This window comes from Streptomyces turgidiscabies Car8 (genome assembly GCF_000331005.1).
GTDB lineage: Bacteria > Actinomycetota > Actinomycetes > Streptomycetales > Streptomycetaceae > Streptomyces > Streptomyces turgidiscabies.
Map to the genome: position 1 here is coordinate 1 of NZ_AEJB01000288.1, position 14,351 is coordinate 14,351.

General features: G+C 71.3%; 17 protein-coding genes and 1 pseudogene. 13 read left to right on the forward strand and 5 right to left on the reverse strand.

Going from position 1 to position 14,351, the window contains the following annotated elements:
- Positions 1-30 precede the first annotated feature (30 nt).
- The 4 genes from ybaK to STRTUCAR8_RS19195 all read right to left on the reverse strand — a co-directional run bounded on the left by ybaK (position 31) and on the right by STRTUCAR8_RS19195 (position 4,121).
- Positions 31-546, reverse strand: coding sequence for a Cys-tRNA(Pro) deacylase (ybaK, locus tag STRTUCAR8_RS19180; protein ID WP_006377500.1), 516 nt, complete (start codon positions 544-546; stop codon positions 31-33).
- 15 nt (positions 547-561) lie between these two features.
- Positions 562-1,302 (reverse strand): LON peptidase substrate-binding domain-containing protein, encoded by a 741-nt coding sequence (locus STRTUCAR8_RS19185; RefSeq protein WP_006377510.1) that lies wholly within the window; start codon positions 1,300-1,302, stop codon positions 562-564.
- Between the two features lie 11 nt (positions 1,303-1,313).
- Positions 1,314-2,390 (reverse strand): hypothetical protein, encoded by a 1,077-nt coding sequence (locus tag STRTUCAR8_RS19190; protein ID WP_006377497.1) that lies wholly within the window; start codon positions 2,388-2,390, stop codon positions 1,314-1,316.
- Positions 2,391-2,522: 132 nt separating this feature from the next.
- Positions 2,523-4,121 (reverse strand): hypothetical protein, encoded by a 1,599-nt coding sequence (locus tag STRTUCAR8_RS19195; RefSeq protein ID WP_006377513.1) that lies wholly within the window; start codon positions 4,119-4,121, stop codon positions 2,523-2,525.
- A 206-nt stretch (positions 4,122-4,327) separates the two neighbouring features.
- Here STRTUCAR8_RS19195 and hisD point away from each other — a divergent pair, with 206 nt between their 5' ends.
- The 8 genes from hisD to hisF are packed head-to-tail and all read left to right on the forward strand — an operon-like array spanning position 4,328 to position 10,053.
- Positions 4,328-5,653, forward strand: a complete 1,326-nt coding sequence (hisD, locus tag STRTUCAR8_RS19200) for a histidinol dehydrogenase (RefSeq protein WP_006377515.1) — start codon at positions 4,328-4,330, stop codon at positions 5,651-5,653.
- A complete protein-coding gene (locus STRTUCAR8_RS19205) occupies positions 5,650-6,762 on the forward strand; it encodes a histidinol-phosphate transaminase (RefSeq protein ID WP_006377506.1) in 1,113 nt (370 codons plus the stop codon). Before hisD ends, STRTUCAR8_RS19205 begins: the two co-directional genes overlap by 4 nt.
- A complete protein-coding gene (gene hisB / locus STRTUCAR8_RS19210) occupies positions 6,759-7,352 on the forward strand; it encodes an imidazoleglycerol-phosphate dehydratase HisB (RefSeq protein ID WP_006377508.1) in 594 nt (197 codons plus the stop codon). The genes STRTUCAR8_RS19205 and hisB overlap by 4 nt, the downstream gene beginning before the upstream one ends.
- A 4-nt stretch (positions 7,353-7,356) precedes the next feature.
- On the forward strand, positions 7,357-7,521 hold the full coding sequence (locus tag STRTUCAR8_RS53410; protein WP_006377507.1) for a hypothetical protein: 165 nt from the start codon (positions 7,357-7,359) through the stop codon (positions 7,519-7,521).
- A complete protein-coding gene (gene hisH / locus STRTUCAR8_RS19220) occupies positions 7,512-8,177 on the forward strand; it encodes an imidazole glycerol phosphate synthase subunit HisH (protein WP_006377511.1) in 666 nt (221 codons plus the stop codon). Before STRTUCAR8_RS53410 ends, hisH begins: the two co-directional genes overlap by 10 nt.
- A 3-nt stretch (positions 8,178-8,180) precedes the next feature.
- Entirely contained in the window at positions 8,181-8,906 is a 726-nt protein-coding gene (gene priA / locus STRTUCAR8_RS19225) for a bifunctional 1-(5-phosphoribosyl)-5-((5-phosphoribosylamino)methylideneamino)imidazole-4-carboxamide isomerase/phosphoribosylanthranilate isomerase PriA (protein ID WP_006377501.1), read from the forward strand.
- Positions 8,903-9,301 (forward strand): RidA family protein, encoded by a 399-nt coding sequence (locus STRTUCAR8_RS19230; RefSeq protein WP_006377514.1) that lies wholly within the window; start codon positions 8,903-8,905, stop codon positions 9,299-9,301. Before priA ends, STRTUCAR8_RS19230 begins: the two co-directional genes overlap by 4 nt.
- Complete coding sequence (hisF, locus tag STRTUCAR8_RS19235; protein WP_006377503.1) at positions 9,298-10,053, forward strand: imidazole glycerol phosphate synthase subunit HisF; 756 nt, start codon at positions 9,298-9,300, stop codon at positions 10,051-10,053. The genes STRTUCAR8_RS19230 and hisF overlap by 4 nt, the downstream gene beginning before the upstream one ends.
- Positions 10,054-10,150: 97 nt before the next feature.
- Here hisF and STRTUCAR8_RS19240 read toward each other — a convergent pair whose 3' ends face one another.
- Positions 10,151-10,786: a TIGR03085 family metal-binding protein gene (locus STRTUCAR8_RS19240; RefSeq protein WP_006377502.1), complete on the reverse strand. Its 636-nt coding sequence runs from the start codon at positions 10,784-10,786 to the stop codon at positions 10,151-10,153.
- Between the two features lie 83 nt (positions 10,787-10,869).
- On the opposite strand from STRTUCAR8_RS19240, the gene hisI reads away from it, so the two are divergent.
- From hisI to STRTUCAR8_RS19265, 5 genes and pseudogenes are all read left to right on the forward strand, one after another.
- Positions 10,870-11,295: a phosphoribosyl-AMP cyclohydrolase gene (gene hisI / locus STRTUCAR8_RS19245; RefSeq protein ID WP_006377512.1), complete on the forward strand. Its 426-nt coding sequence runs from the start codon at positions 10,870-10,872 to the stop codon at positions 11,293-11,295.
- A gap of 11 nt (positions 11,296-11,306) precedes the next feature.
- Entirely contained in the window at positions 11,307-12,785 is a 1,479-nt protein-coding gene (locus tag STRTUCAR8_RS19250) for an anthranilate synthase component I (RefSeq protein ID WP_006377499.1), read from the forward strand.
- Positions 12,786-12,889: 104 nt separating this feature from the next.
- Positions 12,890-13,537, forward strand: coding sequence for a TIGR02234 family membrane protein (locus tag STRTUCAR8_RS19255; protein WP_006377509.1), 648 nt, complete (start codon positions 12,890-12,892; stop codon positions 13,535-13,537).
- A gap of 132 nt (positions 13,538-13,669) precedes the next feature.
- Positions 13,670-13,924: an HGxxPAAW family protein gene (locus tag STRTUCAR8_RS19260; protein ID WP_006377498.1), complete on the forward strand. Its 255-nt coding sequence runs from the start codon at positions 13,670-13,672 to the stop codon at positions 13,922-13,924.
- A 38-nt stretch (positions 13,925-13,962) separates the two neighbouring features.
- A pseudogene (locus tag STRTUCAR8_RS19265) lies at positions 13,963-14,351 on the forward strand (hypothetical protein); the annotation flags it as partial.

Sequence of the window (14,351 nt, forward strand, 5' to 3'; positions counted from 1 at the left end):
CCCCCTGCCGGCCCTGAAGGGGCCTTGTCCTCACACGCCGGACGGGCTGGAAAAGCGCGCGATCGGGGCCCTTACCGCCTGGGTGAGGGTCGTGAGGTCGGTGGGGGAGAGTTCTACCTCCAGGCCTCGGCGGCCTGCCGAGACGCAGATCGTGGTGTGGGCGTCCGCGGAGGCGTCCAGGACCGTTCTGAGCTTCTTGCGCTGGCCCAGGGGGGAGATGCCGCCCCTGACGTAGCCCGTCGTGCGTTCCGCCAGGGTGGGGTCCGCCATCGACGCCCGTTTGCCCGACACCGCCGTCGCCAGTGCCTTCAGGTCCAGCTGGCCCGCCACGGGCACCACCGCGACCGTCAGCACCCCGTCCACGTCCGCCACCAGCGTCTTGAAGACGCGCTCCGGTGACACACCCATCGCCTCGGCGGCCTCCTCGCCGTACGAGGGATGCGCGGGGTCGTGCTCGTACGCGTGCACCGTGTACGGGACGCCCGCCGCCGTCAGAGCCACCGTCGCGGGTGTTCCGCCCGACTGCTGCTGCTTTTTCTTCGCCATTCCTGGTTCCCCCGGTCAGTTGAGGCTTGTCGGGGTGCGCGTCAGTTCCGAGGCCGGCAGTGACGGGAGGTTGCGGATGATCGCCGTCTCCGTGCGCAGCAGCGTCAGTTCCTCGCGGAGGCGGGACGCCGTGTCCGGGGCTTCGAGGAGGCGCTGCTTCGACGGGGTGTCGAGCATCGTCGCCGCCGCCACCAGGTACGACACCACCGCCGGCTCGTCGGGGAGGTCGGCGCCCGTCGACAGGGACCGTTCCCGCGCGCCCGCCAGGCGCTTCTGGTACTGGCGGAAGGCTCTGAGGACGCCCTCCGCCAGCGTGCCCGCCTCGTCGCCGGGGGACTCCTCCAGCTCCTCCAGCTCCGCCGTCAGGAACGGGCCCGACGCGTCGACCGACACCAGCCGCACCCGGGTCGTACCGGTGGCCAGGACCTCGTACGTCCCGTCCTCACGTTCCCTGATGGTCGCCGCGTCCGCCACGCACCCCACGGCGTGGAACGCCTTGACCGGGTCGTCGCCGAAGCCCGCCGTGGGCCCGCGTTCGGGCACCGCCGTCCGGTCGGGCAGGCCCTGCGCGCTGGGCGCCACCTCATGGCCGTCGCGGATCGTCACGACGGCGAACCGGCGCGGTTCGTCCTCGGGGGTCTTCAGAAGTTCGCGCATCATGGCGCGATATCGCTCCTCGAAGATGTTCAGCGGGAGTACGAGTCCCGGGAACAGCACCGAGTTCAGCGGAAAGAGGGGCAGCCGGACGATGGTCACGACGGGAAAGCCTAATGGTCGCCGGAGTGTGCGCGTCCGCCGTGCTCACTGGGTGGATGACCGGCACAGGCCGAGCAACGGGCGGTGGGCGCTTTCCGGCGGATCTCCTCGCGTGCTTCGAGGAACCGGCCGAGGGGATCGTCCGAGAAGCGGTCCCAGGGGAAGGACGTGGTGTACGGGCCGGTCAGGCGCAGTTGAAGCAGGGCGTCCTGCCAGCGGTCGAGTCCCACCAGGACGTACGTCAGCAGGTTGCGCAGCTCGGCCGGCCAGGGGGTTGCCGCCGGGTAGGTGGCCGACAGGGCGATGGCCGTGTCGGCGGCCGCGTCCAGGCGGGCCGGGTCCAGCACCGTCCTGCCGTCGCTCTCGGTCAGGTAGGCGAAGGCCGCGTGCAGGGGCAGCGCCTGGACGAGCGAGCCGGGCAGGGCGTCCTGCGCGGCCCGCTCGGCGAAGTCGAAGCACTCACGGTGCGAGCCGCGTCCGCCGGGGGACAGTAAGGGGCTCGTGGACAGGTACTGGAGCGCGGCGACATGGCAGCCGTAGTGGTGCGGGGAGCGGCGTACGGCCTCGCCCCACAGCCGCTCGAACTCACCGTGGCCCGCGTCGCTGCCCCGGGCCCGGTCCAGGGCGATGCGCCAGGGCACCGGGTCGCGCGGGTCGCCCGCCGCGGCAGCCTCGACCAACGGGCCGGTCTGGTGGAGGAGTTCGGCCCGGGCGGGGGAGGCCCAGGCGCGGGTCACCGCCAGTTCGGCGCCGACCAGCAGCATGTCCGGGTCGTGCGGGGCTGCGGAGCGCCAGGACGTGAACCACTCGGCGCGGGAGTGCGCGAACGCGGCCAGCCGGACCACGTACCGGTCGCGGTTCTCCCACTCCGTCGTGGCGCGGGTAGCGGCCAGCAGTTCGGCCGCGGGGCCGTACTCGCCCCGGCCCGCCGCGACGAGCGCGGGGCCGAGACGGGCGTCGGGCGCGTCGAGCAGTACCTCGTCATCGGCGGTCAGTCCGGCGGTGGCGAGGAGCGGAGACGGCGGAGTGTTCCGTTCCGCCCTGGTGGCACGGAGGAACGCACGCAGCGAAGCCATGGTGTCGACCATTGAAAGGCGCAGGTCGAGGCCGCGCCAGCCCAAATACCGAACCTGTTTTTAGTTGTACGGCGAGCAGTCAAGGAATGGCAAAAGATGAACGGGGCTCATTTCTGCCCGGCTCGGCCTCCTGCTCGGCCCTTCTCAACTTCTGCGCAGCGTCCGGGTCGCTCCCGCAGCCACCGTGGTGGCCAGGACCCAGCCCAGCATGATGATCACAGCGGACAGCCACTGCCAGCCGCCGCGCAGCTGCCAGAAGCCGACCTGGCCCAGATCGATCACCGGGAGAAGCAGATCGAGGGCGAAGAGGGAGGGGTTCCAGGGCGGATGCTCCCCGCTCTTCAGCGGCGGATGGCTCGCGTGCGCGAACGCCACCGAACTCGCCGCCCACAGCACCGCCATCCACACGGCGGCCCGCCCCGGCCGGTACCCGTAGGCGACCGTCCAGTCCTGTACGTACCCCCACAGCTTCGCCGCCGGTGGCAGGGTCTCGCGGCGCCGGCGCTGTTTGGCGAGCAGCACCTCGCGCGCGTCCTCGTCCTCGCCGCCGTTGCGCAGGACGGTGGCCAGCCGCTCGTACGGCTCCGGGCTGTACTCGGCGGTCGCCGCCGCCACCCACGCCAGCCGCTCCGCCGGCGGGAACGGCCCCTGCGGTACGAGGTTCTCGTACCCGAAGCCGCCCATGTGCAGGTTGCCCGGCCCCGGCCAACTGCCCGCCCGGTCCACCAGGTTGACGACCTTCGCGCCCGACAGCACCACCTTGCCGCGCTCAGGCCGCTCCCCGAGGAAGCGCAGCTCGGGCGTCTGCACCCGGCGCAGTGACAGCTCCTGGTCGTCGGTGAAGGTGAGCCTGGCGCGTTCCAGGTCGACGGCGTCGCCGAACCGGCCGTCGTCGAGCCGGATGCCCCCCTCGCACTCGAAACGCTGGATACGCGTCCCGCGCGCGGGGGTCGTGCCGCTGGTCAGAATCGGGTTCCAGACGCCCGCGGGGGTCAGATACAGCGTGCGCCCCACGGTCAGCTGGGGGGCGTTGAGCGCGAGTCTCCCGTAGGGGTTGGCGAGCCGGCTGCCGCGCAGGCTCAGCGAGACCCCGATCGTGGCGCCGCGCAGGCTGAGCTCGCCGTGCGACTCCAGCATCTCGGCCTGGAGGTCCTGGCCGACGCTCATGCCGTCCGCGACGATCGAGCGACCGCGCCGGTCCCGGTAGACGACGGCCTGGTTGAGCAGCAGATCCGTCCCGATCTGCGCGTCGGTGAGCCGGGCGCCGTTGTGGAAGCGGCAGCGGGGGAGGTGCAGATCGCCCTCGGTGTGCACCCGGGCCGCCTCCAGCCGCGGCACCGAGCAGTCCACCATCCGTACGGTCGTGAAGTGCGCCTCCGGCAGCAGGATCTCTTTCTCGAACCGGCAGCCCTTCAGCTCGACGTACGGCACGACCGTGCCGCCCGCCAGATCCAGCGTGCCGCTGATCTGCACGCCGGTGAGCTTCAGGGACGACACGCGCCCGGCGAGCGCGGGCGGGCCGTCGAGCAGCAGCCAGCACACGATGCGGGCCCGCACGGTGCGTTCCGCGCCCCAGGGATGGCCGCCGTGCGGATCGTCGACGACGGTGTCGCCGCTCCTCAGGTCGTACACGCTGCCGTTGCGGAAGGCCAGCCACATGCCCAGCTCGGCGGCGCTCAGGTCGTCCGGCGGTTCCCCCGTGTTCCTCGAGTCCCCCGTGCGGATGCCGGCACCCTCTGTCACGACTTTTCCCACTCCTCCCCGCGTCATCAAGCGTCACCAGCGGGTTTCGTACAACCGTTCTTCCCGCTCAGTAACTCTCTGAACTCAAGACGTGAAGGTGATCTTCCGAGTTCCCGGACGCGGCCCGCGGAACGAACCGCAACGCTCTGTATCAGCCACTGATACGCGCGAACGGCACCCGATCGACGTCTGAGAGAATTGTCCCCGTGATCTCTCGAATCGATCTGCGCGGCGACGCCCTCCCTGAGGGACCCGCCCTGCGCGACCTGCTGCCCCGAGCCGACTTCGACGTCTCGGCCGCCCTGGAGAAGGTGCGTCCGATCTGCGAGGCCGTGCATCATCGGGGCGACGCGGCGCTGATCGACTTCGCCGAGAAGTTCGACGGAGTCCGGCTGGAATCCGTACGCGTGCCCGCGCAGGCCATCGCCGACGCCCTGGAGCAGCTCGACCCGGCCGTCCGCGCGGCCCTGGAGGAGTCCATCCGGCGCGCCCGTCTCGTCCACCGCGAGCAGCGCCGTACGACGCACACGACCCAGGTCGTGCCCGGCGGCTCGGTCACCGAGAAGTGGGTGCCCGTGGACCGGGTCGGGCTATACGCGCCCGGCGGCCGTGCCGTGTACCCCTCCTCCGTGATCATGAACGTCGTGCCCGCGCAGGAAGCGCGCGTCGAGTCCATCGCGCTGGCCTCCCCGGCCCAGGCCGACTTCGGCGGGCTGCCGCACCCCACGATCCTCGCCGCCTGCGCCCTGCTCGGCGTCGACGAGGTCTACGCGGCCGGCGGCGCGACCGCCGTCGCGATGTTCGCGTACGGCACCGAGTCCTGCGCGCCCGCCAACATGGTGACCGGCCCCGGCAACATCTGGGTCGCCGCAGCCAAGCGGTACTTCGCGGGGAAGATCGGCATCGACGCCGAGGCCGGCCCCACCGAGATCGCGATCCTCGCCGACGACACCGCCGACCCGGCGCACGTCGCAGCCGACCTGATCAGCCAGGCCGAGCACGACCCGCTGGCCGCAGCCGTCCTCGTCACGGACTCCGTGGCGCTCGCGGACGCGGTCGAGAAGGAGCTGGAGCCGCAGGTCGCGGCCACCAAGCACGTCGAGGAGCGGGTCGCCCCGGCGCTGGCCGGCCGGCAGTCCGCGATCGTCCTCGTGGACGGTGTGGAGGAGGGGCTGCGGGTCGTCGACGCCTACGGCGCCGAGCACCTGGAGGTCCAGACCGCGAACGCCGCGGCCGTGGCCGACCGGGTACGGAACGCCGGCGCGATCTTCGTCGGCCCCTGGGCGCCGGTCTCGCTCGGCGACTACGCGGCCGGGTCCAACCACGTCCTGCCGACCGGCGGCTGCGCCTGCCACTCCTCCGGCCTCTCCGTCCAGTCATTCCTGCGCGGCATCCACATCGTGGACTACACACGGGACGCACTGGCCGACGTCGCGCATCACGTGGTGACGCTGGCGGAGGCGGAGGACCTGCCCGCGCACGGCGCGGCGGTCAAGGCAAGGTTCGGGTGGAAGGTGCCTGAGAGCAAGTGAACTTCGGAATCGACGATCTCCCCGTACGGGACGAGCTGCGCGGCAAGTCGCCCTACGGCGCGCCCCAGCTCGACGTCCCCGTACGGCTGAACACCAACGAGAACCCCTACCCGCTGCCCGACGCGCTCGTCGAGCGGATCGCCGAGCGCGTGCGCGAGGCGGCCCGGGACCTCAACCGCTACCCCGACCGGGACGCCGTGGAGCTGCGTACGCAGCTCGCCAGGTACCTGACAGACACCTCGGGCCACGAGGTCGGCCTCGCCAACGTGTGGGCCGCCAACGGCTCCAACGAGGTCATCCAGCAACTGCTCCAGACCTTCGGCGGGCCCGGCCGTACCGCGATCGGCTTCGAGCCGTCGTACTCGATGCACGGGCTCATCGCGCGCGGGACGGGCACCGGTTGGATCTCCGGCCCCCGCAACGAGGACTTCACCATCGATCTCGCGGCGGCCGAGAAGGCCGTCGCCGAGCACCGGCCCGACGTCGTCTTCGTCACCACCCCCAACAACCCCACCGGAAACGCCGTCCCGCGCGAGACCGTCCTCGCGCTCTACGAGGCCGCGCAGGCCGCCAAGCCCTCGATGGTCGTGGTCGACGAGGCGTACATCGAGTTCAGCCACGGCGACTCACTGCTGCCGCTGATCGAAGGACGACCGAATCTCGTCGTCTCGCGGACCATGTCGAAGGCGTTCGGCGCGGCGGGCCTGCGCCTCGGCTATCTCGCCGCGCACCCCGCCGTCGTCGACGCCGTGCAGCTCGTACGACTTCCCTACCACCTGTCGGCCGTGGCGCAGGCGACCGCGCTGGCCGCCCTGGAGTACACCGACACGCTGCTCGGGTACGTCGAGCAGCTGAAGGCCGAGCGGGACCGCCTGGTCACCGAACTGCGCGCCATCGGGTTCGACGTCACCGAGTCCGACGCCAACTTCGTGCAGTTCGGCACCTTCGCCGACTCCCACGAGGCCTGGCGGACCATCCTCGACCAGGGCGTCCTGGTCCGGGACAACGGCGTGCCGGGATGGCTGCGGGTCAGCGCCGGAACTCCCGCCGAGAACGACGCGTTCCTGAACGCGGTACGTGAACTGAAGAAAGCGCAGGGCAACCCATGAGCCGCGTCGGACGCGTGGAGCGCACCACCAAGGAGACATCGGTCCTCGTCGAGATCGACCTCGACGGCACCGGCAAGGTCGAGGTGTCGACGGGCGTCGGCTTCTACGACCACATGCTCGACCAGCTCGGCCGGCACGGTCTGTTCGACCTCACCGTGAAGACCGAGGGCGACCTGCACATCGACTCGCACCACACCATCGAGGACACCGCCCTCGCCCTCGGCGCCGCCTTCAAGCAGGCGCTCGGCGACAAGGTGGGCATCTACCGCTTCGGCAACTGCACGGTCCCCCTGGACGAGTCCCTCGCCCAGGTGACGGTCGACCTGAGCGGCCGCCCCTACCTCGTGCACACCGAGCCCGAGAAGATGGCGCCGATGATCGGCGAGTACGACACCACGATGACCCGGCACATCCTGGAGTCCTTCGTCGCCCAGGCCCAGATCGCGCTGCACGTGCACGTGCCCTACGGGCGCAACGCGCACCACATCGTGGAGTGCCAGTTCAAGGCCCTCGCGCGGGCCCTGCGCTACGCCTCCGAACGCGACCCGCGCGCGGCGGGCATCCTCCCCTCCACGAAGGGCGCCCTGTAAAGCCATGAGTGGCCTCTCCACCGTCCTGATCGTCGTCGGCCTCTTCCTGCTCGGCGGGATCTACTCCTTCGTCAAGCAGAAGATGCCGATGAGCCTCATCGTGCTGCTCTCGATAGGCGCCGCGATGTGTCTGGTCGCCGGCGTCATGAGGCTGGAGGTATGGAATTGAGCGCGTCCACCGGGTCCGCGGCGTCCAAAAAGGTCGTCGTCTTCGACTACGGCTTCGGGAACGTCAGGTCGGCGGAACGCGCTCTCGCGCGCGCGGGTGCCGACGTCGAGATAACGCGTGACTTCGACACGGCCATGAACGCGGACGGACTGCTCGTCCCGGGCGTCGGTGCCTTCGCCGCCTGTATGCAGGGTCTCAAGGAGGCGCGCGGCGACTGGATCGTCGGGCGTCGGCTGTCCGGCGGGCGTCCCGTGATGGGCATCTGCGTGGGCATGCAGATCCTCTTCGCGCGCGGTATCGAACACGGCGTCGAGACCGAGGGCCTCGACGAGTGGCCCGGCTCCGTGGAGCCGCTCCAGGCAGACATCGTGCCCCACATGGGCTGGAACACCGTCGAGGCCCCGGCCGACTCCCAGCTCTTCGCGGGCCTGGACGCCGACGCGCGCTTCTACTTCGTCCACTCGTACGCCGTCCACGACTGGGCCCTGGAGACCGCGAACCCGCTGATGCGCGCTCCCAGGGTCACCTGGTCGACGCACGGCGAGCCCTTCGTGGCGGCCGTCGAGAACGGCGCCCTGTGGGCCACCCAGTTCCACCCCGAGAAGTCCGGCGACGCCGGAGCGCAGCTGCTCACCAACTGGATCGGAACCCTGTAGACCATGGCGAAGCTCGAACTCCTCCCCGCCGTCGACGTCCGCGACGGCCAGGCTGTCCGCCTCGTGCACGGCGAGTCCGGTACGGAGACCTCGTACGGCTCCCCCCTGGAGGCCGCCCTCGCCTGGCAGCGCTCCGGCGCCGAATGGCTGCACCTGGTCGACCTGGACGCGGCCTTCGGCACCGGTGACAACCGCAAGCTGATCGCCGAGGTCGCCGGGGCGATGGACATCAAGGTGGAGCTGTCCGGCGGTATCCGCGACGACGACACGCTCGCCGCCGCCCTCGCCACCGGCTGCACCCGGGTGAATCTCGGCACGGCCGCCCTGGAGACCCCGGAGTGGGTCGCCAAGGTCATCGCCGAGCACGGCGACAAGATCGCGGTCGGTCTGGACGTGCGGGGAACGACCCTCCGCGGACGCGGCTGGACCCGGGACGGCGGCGACCTCTACGAGACGCTGGAGCGCCTCAACTCCGAGGGCTGCGCCCGGTATGTCGTCACCGACATCGCCAAGGACGGCACCCTCCAGGGCCCGAACCTGGAGCTGCTGAGGAACGTCTGCGCGGCGACCGACCGCCCGGTCGTGGCCTCCGGTGGCGTGTCGTCCCTGGACGATCTGCGGGCCATCGCCGAACTGGTGCCGCTCGGTGTCGAGGGCTCCATCGTCGGGAAGGCCCTGTACGCGAAGGCGTTCACCCTGGAAGAGGCCCTGGAGGCGGTGGCTAAGTGAGCGACGTACGGCGTGTCACGACCGGTGCGCCCTGGGAGGAGACCTTCGGGTACTCCCGCGCGGTGGAACTGCCGAACGGCCTGGTGCTCGTCTCCGGCTGCACCTCGATAGTGGACGGCGACATCGCCGGCGGCAGTCCGTACGAGCAGACGGTCAACGCCTTCAACGTCGCCTTCGCGGCGCTGGAGCAACTGGGTCTCGGCAGCGGCGACGTCGTGCGCACGCGCATGTACCTCACCCACGCGCGGGACGTGGACGACGTCGGGCGCGCCCACAAGGCGCTGTTCGACTCCGTGCGGCCCGCCGCATCCATGATCATCGTCTCCGGCCTCGTGGACCCCAGCCTGGTCGTCGAGGTCGAGGTGGAGGCGTTCCGAGGGGAGCCCGCGGCATGACCCTGGCCGTACGAGTCATTCCCTGCCTGGACGTGGACAACGGCCGGGTCGTCAAGGGCGTCAACTTCCAGAACCTCCGCGACGCGGGCGACCCCGTCGAGATGGCCAAGGTGTACGACGCCGAGGGCGCCGACGAACTGACGTTCCTGGACATCACCGCCTCGTCGGGCAACCGCGAGACCACCTACGACGTGGTGCGCCGCACCGCCGAACAGGTGTTCATCCCGCTGACCGTGGGCGGCGGGGTGCGCGCGGCCGAGGACGTCGACAAGCTGCTGCGCGCCGGAGCCGACAAGGTGGGCGTCAACACGGCCGCCATCGCGCGTCCGGAGCTGATCCGCGAGATCGCCGAGCGGTTCGGCCGACAGGTGCTCGTGCTGTCCGTGGACGCCCGCCGCACCGACTCCGGGTCCTTCGAGGTCACCACCCACGGCGGCCGGCGCGGTACCGGCATCGACGCCGTCGAGTGGGCGCACCAGGCCGCCGAGCTGGGCGCCGGCGAGATCCTGCTCAACTCGATGGACGCGGACGGCACGAAGGACGGCTACGACATCGAGATGATCGAGGCCGTACGCAAGCATGTGCGCGTGCCGCTGATCGCCAGTGGGGGGGCTGGTCGGCTCGCCGACTTCGCGCCGGCCGTCGGCGCGGGCGCGGACGCCGTCCTGGCCGCGTCCGTCTTCCACTTCGGTGATCTGCGGATCGGGCAGGTGAAGGATGCCCTGCGGGCGGCTGGGCATCCGGTTCGTTAAGGGCTCCGGCCGGGATTGCGGGTCTTCGGCTGCGGCGCCGTGGGGGCTGGTCGCGCAGTTCCCCGCGCCCCTTAGGAGGGCGCGGTTCCGCGCCTCCTCAGATGCCCAGCTGCTTCGACTCGTGCAGCTTGGTGATCGCGTCCTTGTCGCCCTCCAGCTCCACGTCGGCGACGTTCTGGCGGCCGTAGGCGAACAGCAGGAGCTCGGACGGCTCGCCGGTCACCGTGACCACCGGGGTGCCGCGGTGGGCGACCGCCGTCTGGCCGTCCGGGCGGCGCAGCACCAGGCCCGTCGCCGCGCCGCGGCCCGTCAGACGGGCGGTGCGCTCCAGGCGGGACCACAGGGCGTCCTGGAAGACCGGGTCCAGCTCGCGGGGCGTCCAGTCGGGCCGCGCCCTGCGGACGTCCTCCGTGTGGACGTAGAACTCGACCGTGTTCGACGCCTCGTCGACCTGCTTCAGCGAGAACGGCGAGAAACGCGGCGGGCCGGTACGGATCAGCTGGATCAGCTCCTCGTACGGCTTGTCGGCGAACTCCGCCATCACCCGGTCGAGGCGGGACCCGAGCTGCTTGATCAGCAGCCCGCCTGCGGCGTCCGGACGACGCTCACGCACCACCACATGGGCGGCGAGATCCCGGGTCCGCCAGCCCTCGCACAGCGTCGGGGCGTCGGGACCCTCGGTCTCCAACAGGTCGGCGAGAAGAAGTCGTTCACGCTTCGCGTAGGTAGACATGCTCGCAAGCCTACGACTGCCCTACCGGTCCGCCCAGTGGACATACCGGCGGGAGTGTCAGTGGGGCGCGGCACAATGGCCCCATGACCAGCAGCACGCCCCCGCCCAGCAGGTCCGACGGCCCCAGCCCCCTGGCCCCGGAGATCGCCGCGCGCCTCAAGCGCGGCCCCGACGGACTCGTCCCCGCCGTCGCCCAGCAGTACGACACCGGTGAGGTGCTCATGCTCGGCTGGATGGACGACGAGGCGCTGCACCGCACCCTGACCACGGGCCGCTGCACCTACTGGTCGCGCAGCCGCCAGGAGTACTGGGTCAAGGGCGACACCTCCGGCCACGTCCAGCACGTGAAGTCCGTCGCCCTCGACTGCGACGCCGACACCGTGCTCGTCAAGGTCGACCAGATCGGCGCCGCCTGCCACACCGGCGCGCGCAACTGCTTCGACGCCGACGTCCTGCTCGACGTGTCGTTCGAGGGCGCCGATTCCGGCGCCCTGCCACAGGGTCAGTAAGGTCAGCCGCCATGGACCTCGAGACCTTCCGCAAGCTGGCCACCGACCGGCGCGTCATCCCCGTCACCCGCAAGCTCCTCGCCGACGGCGACACCCCGGTCGCGCTCTACCGCAAGCTCGCCGCCGAGCGCCCCGGCACCTTCCTGCTGGAGTCCGCGGAGAACGGTCGGTCCTGGTCCCGCTACTCCTTCGTCGGCGTCCGCTCCAGCGCCACCCTCACGGCCCGCGACGGCCAGGCCCACTGGCTGGGCACCCCGCCCGTCGGCGTGCCCGCGGACGGTGACCCGCTCGCCGCCCTGCGGGCCACCATCGAGACCCTCCATACCCCCCACGAGGAGGGCCTGCCGCCCTTCACCGGCGGCATGGTCGGCTACCTCGGGTACGACATCGTGCGCCGCCTGGAGAAGATCGGCCCCGGTGAGCGCGACGACCTCCAGCTGCCCGAGCTGACCATGCTGCTCACCAGCGACCTGGCCGTCATGGACCACTGGGAGGGCTCGGTCCTGCTGATCGCCAACGCGATCAACCACAACGACCTCGACACGGGCGTCGACGAGGCCCACGCCGACGCCGTGGCCCGCCTCGACGCCATGCAGGCCGACCTCTCGCGCGCGGTCGCCCAGCCGCCCGCCGCGCTCCCGCCCTCCGAGCTCCCCGAGTACACGGCCCTGTGGGGCGGCCCCGACTACCAGCGGGCCGTCGACGACATCAAGGAGCGCATCCGGGCCGGGGAGGCCTTCCAGGTGGTCCCCTCCCAGCGCTTCGAGACACCCTGCACGGCGAGCGCGCTGGACGTCTACCGGGTCCTGCGGGCCACCAACCCGTCCCCGTACATGTACCTGTTCCGCTTCGACGGGTTCGACGTCGTCGGATCGTCCCCCGAGGCCCTCGTGAAGGTCGAGGACGGACGCGCGATGGTCCACCCCATCGCGGGCACCCGGCACCGCGGGGCGACCCCCCAGGAGGACCAGGCCCTCGCCGACGAGCTGCTCGCCGACCCCAAGGAGCGCGCCGAGCACCTCATGCTCGTCGACCTCGGACGCAACGACCTCGGCCGGGTCTGCGAGCCCGGCTCGGTCGAGGTCGTCGACTTCATGTCCGTCGAGCGGTACTCCCACGTCATGCACATCGTCTCGACCGTCACCGGCCGCGTGGCACCCGGCCGCACCGCGTTCGACGTCCTGACGGCCTGTTTCCCGGCCGGCACGCTCTCCGGAGCGCCCAAGCCGCGCGCGATGCAGATCATCGACGAACTCGAGCCGTCCAGGCGGGGGTTGTACGGCGGCGCCGTCGGCTACCTCGACTTCGCCGGTGACTCCGACACCGCCATCGCCATCCGCACGGCGCTCCTGCGCGACGGCACGGCGTACGTCCAGGCGGGCGCCGGCGTGGTCGCCGACTCCGACCCGGTCGCGGAGGACAACGAGTGCCGCAACAAGGCGGCGGCGGTCCTGCGCGCGGTCCACACGGCGAACCGCCTCGGACAGTAGACGGCTTCCTGGCCGCTTTCCGGCCGCTTTCTGCCCATGGGCGGCCGAATGGGGTGCTTCTCACGTGAGCCCCGGGTGACGGTTCGCCCGGGGTTCAGGCGATAGTGGGACACGTGACTGCCGTACCCGTACCTCCCCCGCGTTCCGAAGCCCCCCTTCCCGGCCGGGCCGGCCGCCTCAGCCTCGCCGTCGCGCTGCTGGCCGGCGCGCTCGGCGCGGCCGTCGCGCTGCTCGCCACCCGCCAGCGATGGTCGGAGGGCACCGCGACCGTCGCCGGCGGCGCCTTCCCCCTGACCGCCAGCGGCAGCGATGTCACGGGCGTGCCCGCGGCCCTCGCCATAGTGGGCCTCGCGGCGCTCGTCGCCGTCTTCGCCGTCCGCCGCTCCGGCCGTCTCCTGGTCGCCGGACTGCTCGCACTGTCCGGCGCAGGCACGGTCGCCGCCGCCGTCCTCGGCGCCTCCGACAGCTCCGCCCTCGACGAGAAGGCCGCGCGGGCCACCGGCGACACCGCTGCGACGGTGAGCGCCCTCAGCCACACCGCCTGGCCGTACGCGGCCGCCGTCGGTGGCGCGCTGATCCTCCTCGCCGGACTCCTCGCCCTGCGCTACGGCCGCCTGTGGCCCGGCATGTCCGGACGGTACGAGCGCGGCGGTGCCCCGCGTCCGCGCCGCCGGGCGGTGGCCGCGGACCCCGATCGGCCCGAGGAGATCTGGAAGGCCCTCGACCGGGGCGAGGACCCGACCGGGGCGTAGCCCTCCCGGCCGACTCGCTGTGTTGACCCCGGGCGTCCCCCACGCGTGCGCGTGCGTGACAATGGGCGACGAGCGTCCGGCTCACCACGTACTGCATTCAACAACCAGCAACTCAGCAACGAGGAGCAAGTCATGGCGGGCAACAGCCACGGTCACACTTTGGCCGCCTGGACCGGCGTCACCATCGCCATCATCGGTTTCTGCGTATCGGGCGCCTTCATGGTGATGGCCCAGCCGGTGGGCTTCTGGGCCGGCATGGTGGTCGTGGTCCTCGGCGGTGTCGTCGGCTGGATCATGGCCGCGATGGGCCTCGGCAAGCAGAAGCCCACCACCCAGGGCCGCCAGGGCCACAAGGTCGCGGGCGAACCGGCGGGTGCCGAGAGCTGAACCCCGTAGGGGACGGTTTTCGGACTGGCAGGGGCGGCCGCTGCTACCCGGTCAAGTGGTCCCAGTCAGGGGCGACTCCGGTCACCGACTGGTTCCGCAAGTACGTGGTCACCTCCGTCTTCCAGGACGACCCCTACGGCCACGGCGACACGGGGGAGAAGTATTACGACTACCAGGGCGGCGCCGGCTGGGCCTACCCCGACAACGAAGGTCTGACCAAGGCCTCCAACCGCACCTGGTCGCAGTGGCGTGGCTACGGCAAGGTCGTGGAGACGTCCGGCGACGCCGAAGGCCCGCGCAGCAAGAAGTCGACGCTGTACATGCGAGGCCTCAACGGCGAGAAGGAACTCGACGGCACTGCCCGAGTAGAGAAGGTCACCGACTCCAGCGGCAGCGCCATCGACGACTCTCGCCAGTACGCCGGCTT

Coding starts and splice junctions, on each gene's coding strand:
- ybaK (WP_006377500.1), bottom strand. CDS start 546: ATGGCGAAGAAAAAGCAGCAGCAGTCGGGCGGAACACCCGCGACGGTG.
- hisI (WP_006377512.1), top strand. CDS start 10,870: ATGACCAGCAGCACGCCCCCGCCCAGCAGGTCCGACGGCCCCAGCCCC.
- STRTUCAR8_RS19190 (WP_006377497.1), bottom strand. CDS start 2,390: ATGGTCGACACCATGGCTTCGCTGCGTGCGTTCCTCCGTGCCACCAGG.
- STRTUCAR8_RS19250 (WP_006377499.1), top strand. CDS start 11,307: ATGGACCTCGAGACCTTCCGCAAGCTGGCCACCGACCGGCGCGTCATC.
- hisF (WP_006377503.1), top strand. CDS start 9,298: ATGACCCTGGCCGTACGAGTCATTCCCTGCCTGGACGTGGACAACGGC.
- STRTUCAR8_RS19260 (WP_006377498.1), top strand. CDS start 13,670: ATGGCGGGCAACAGCCACGGTCACACTTTGGCCGCCTGGACCGGCGTC.
- hisH (WP_006377511.1), top strand. CDS start 7,512: ATGGAATTGAGCGCGTCCACCGGGTCCGCGGCGTCCAAAAAGGTCGTC.
- hisB (WP_006377508.1), top strand. CDS start 6,759: ATGAGCCGCGTCGGACGCGTGGAGCGCACCACCAAGGAGACATCGGTC.
- STRTUCAR8_RS19240 (WP_006377502.1), bottom strand. CDS start 10,786: ATGTCTACCTACGCGAAGCGTGAACGACTTCTTCTCGCCGACCTGTTG.
- STRTUCAR8_RS53410 (WP_006377507.1), top strand. CDS start 7,357: ATGAGTGGCCTCTCCACCGTCCTGATCGTCGTCGGCCTCTTCCTGCTC.
- priA (WP_006377501.1), top strand. CDS start 8,181: ATGGCGAAGCTCGAACTCCTCCCCGCCGTCGACGTCCGCGACGGCCAG.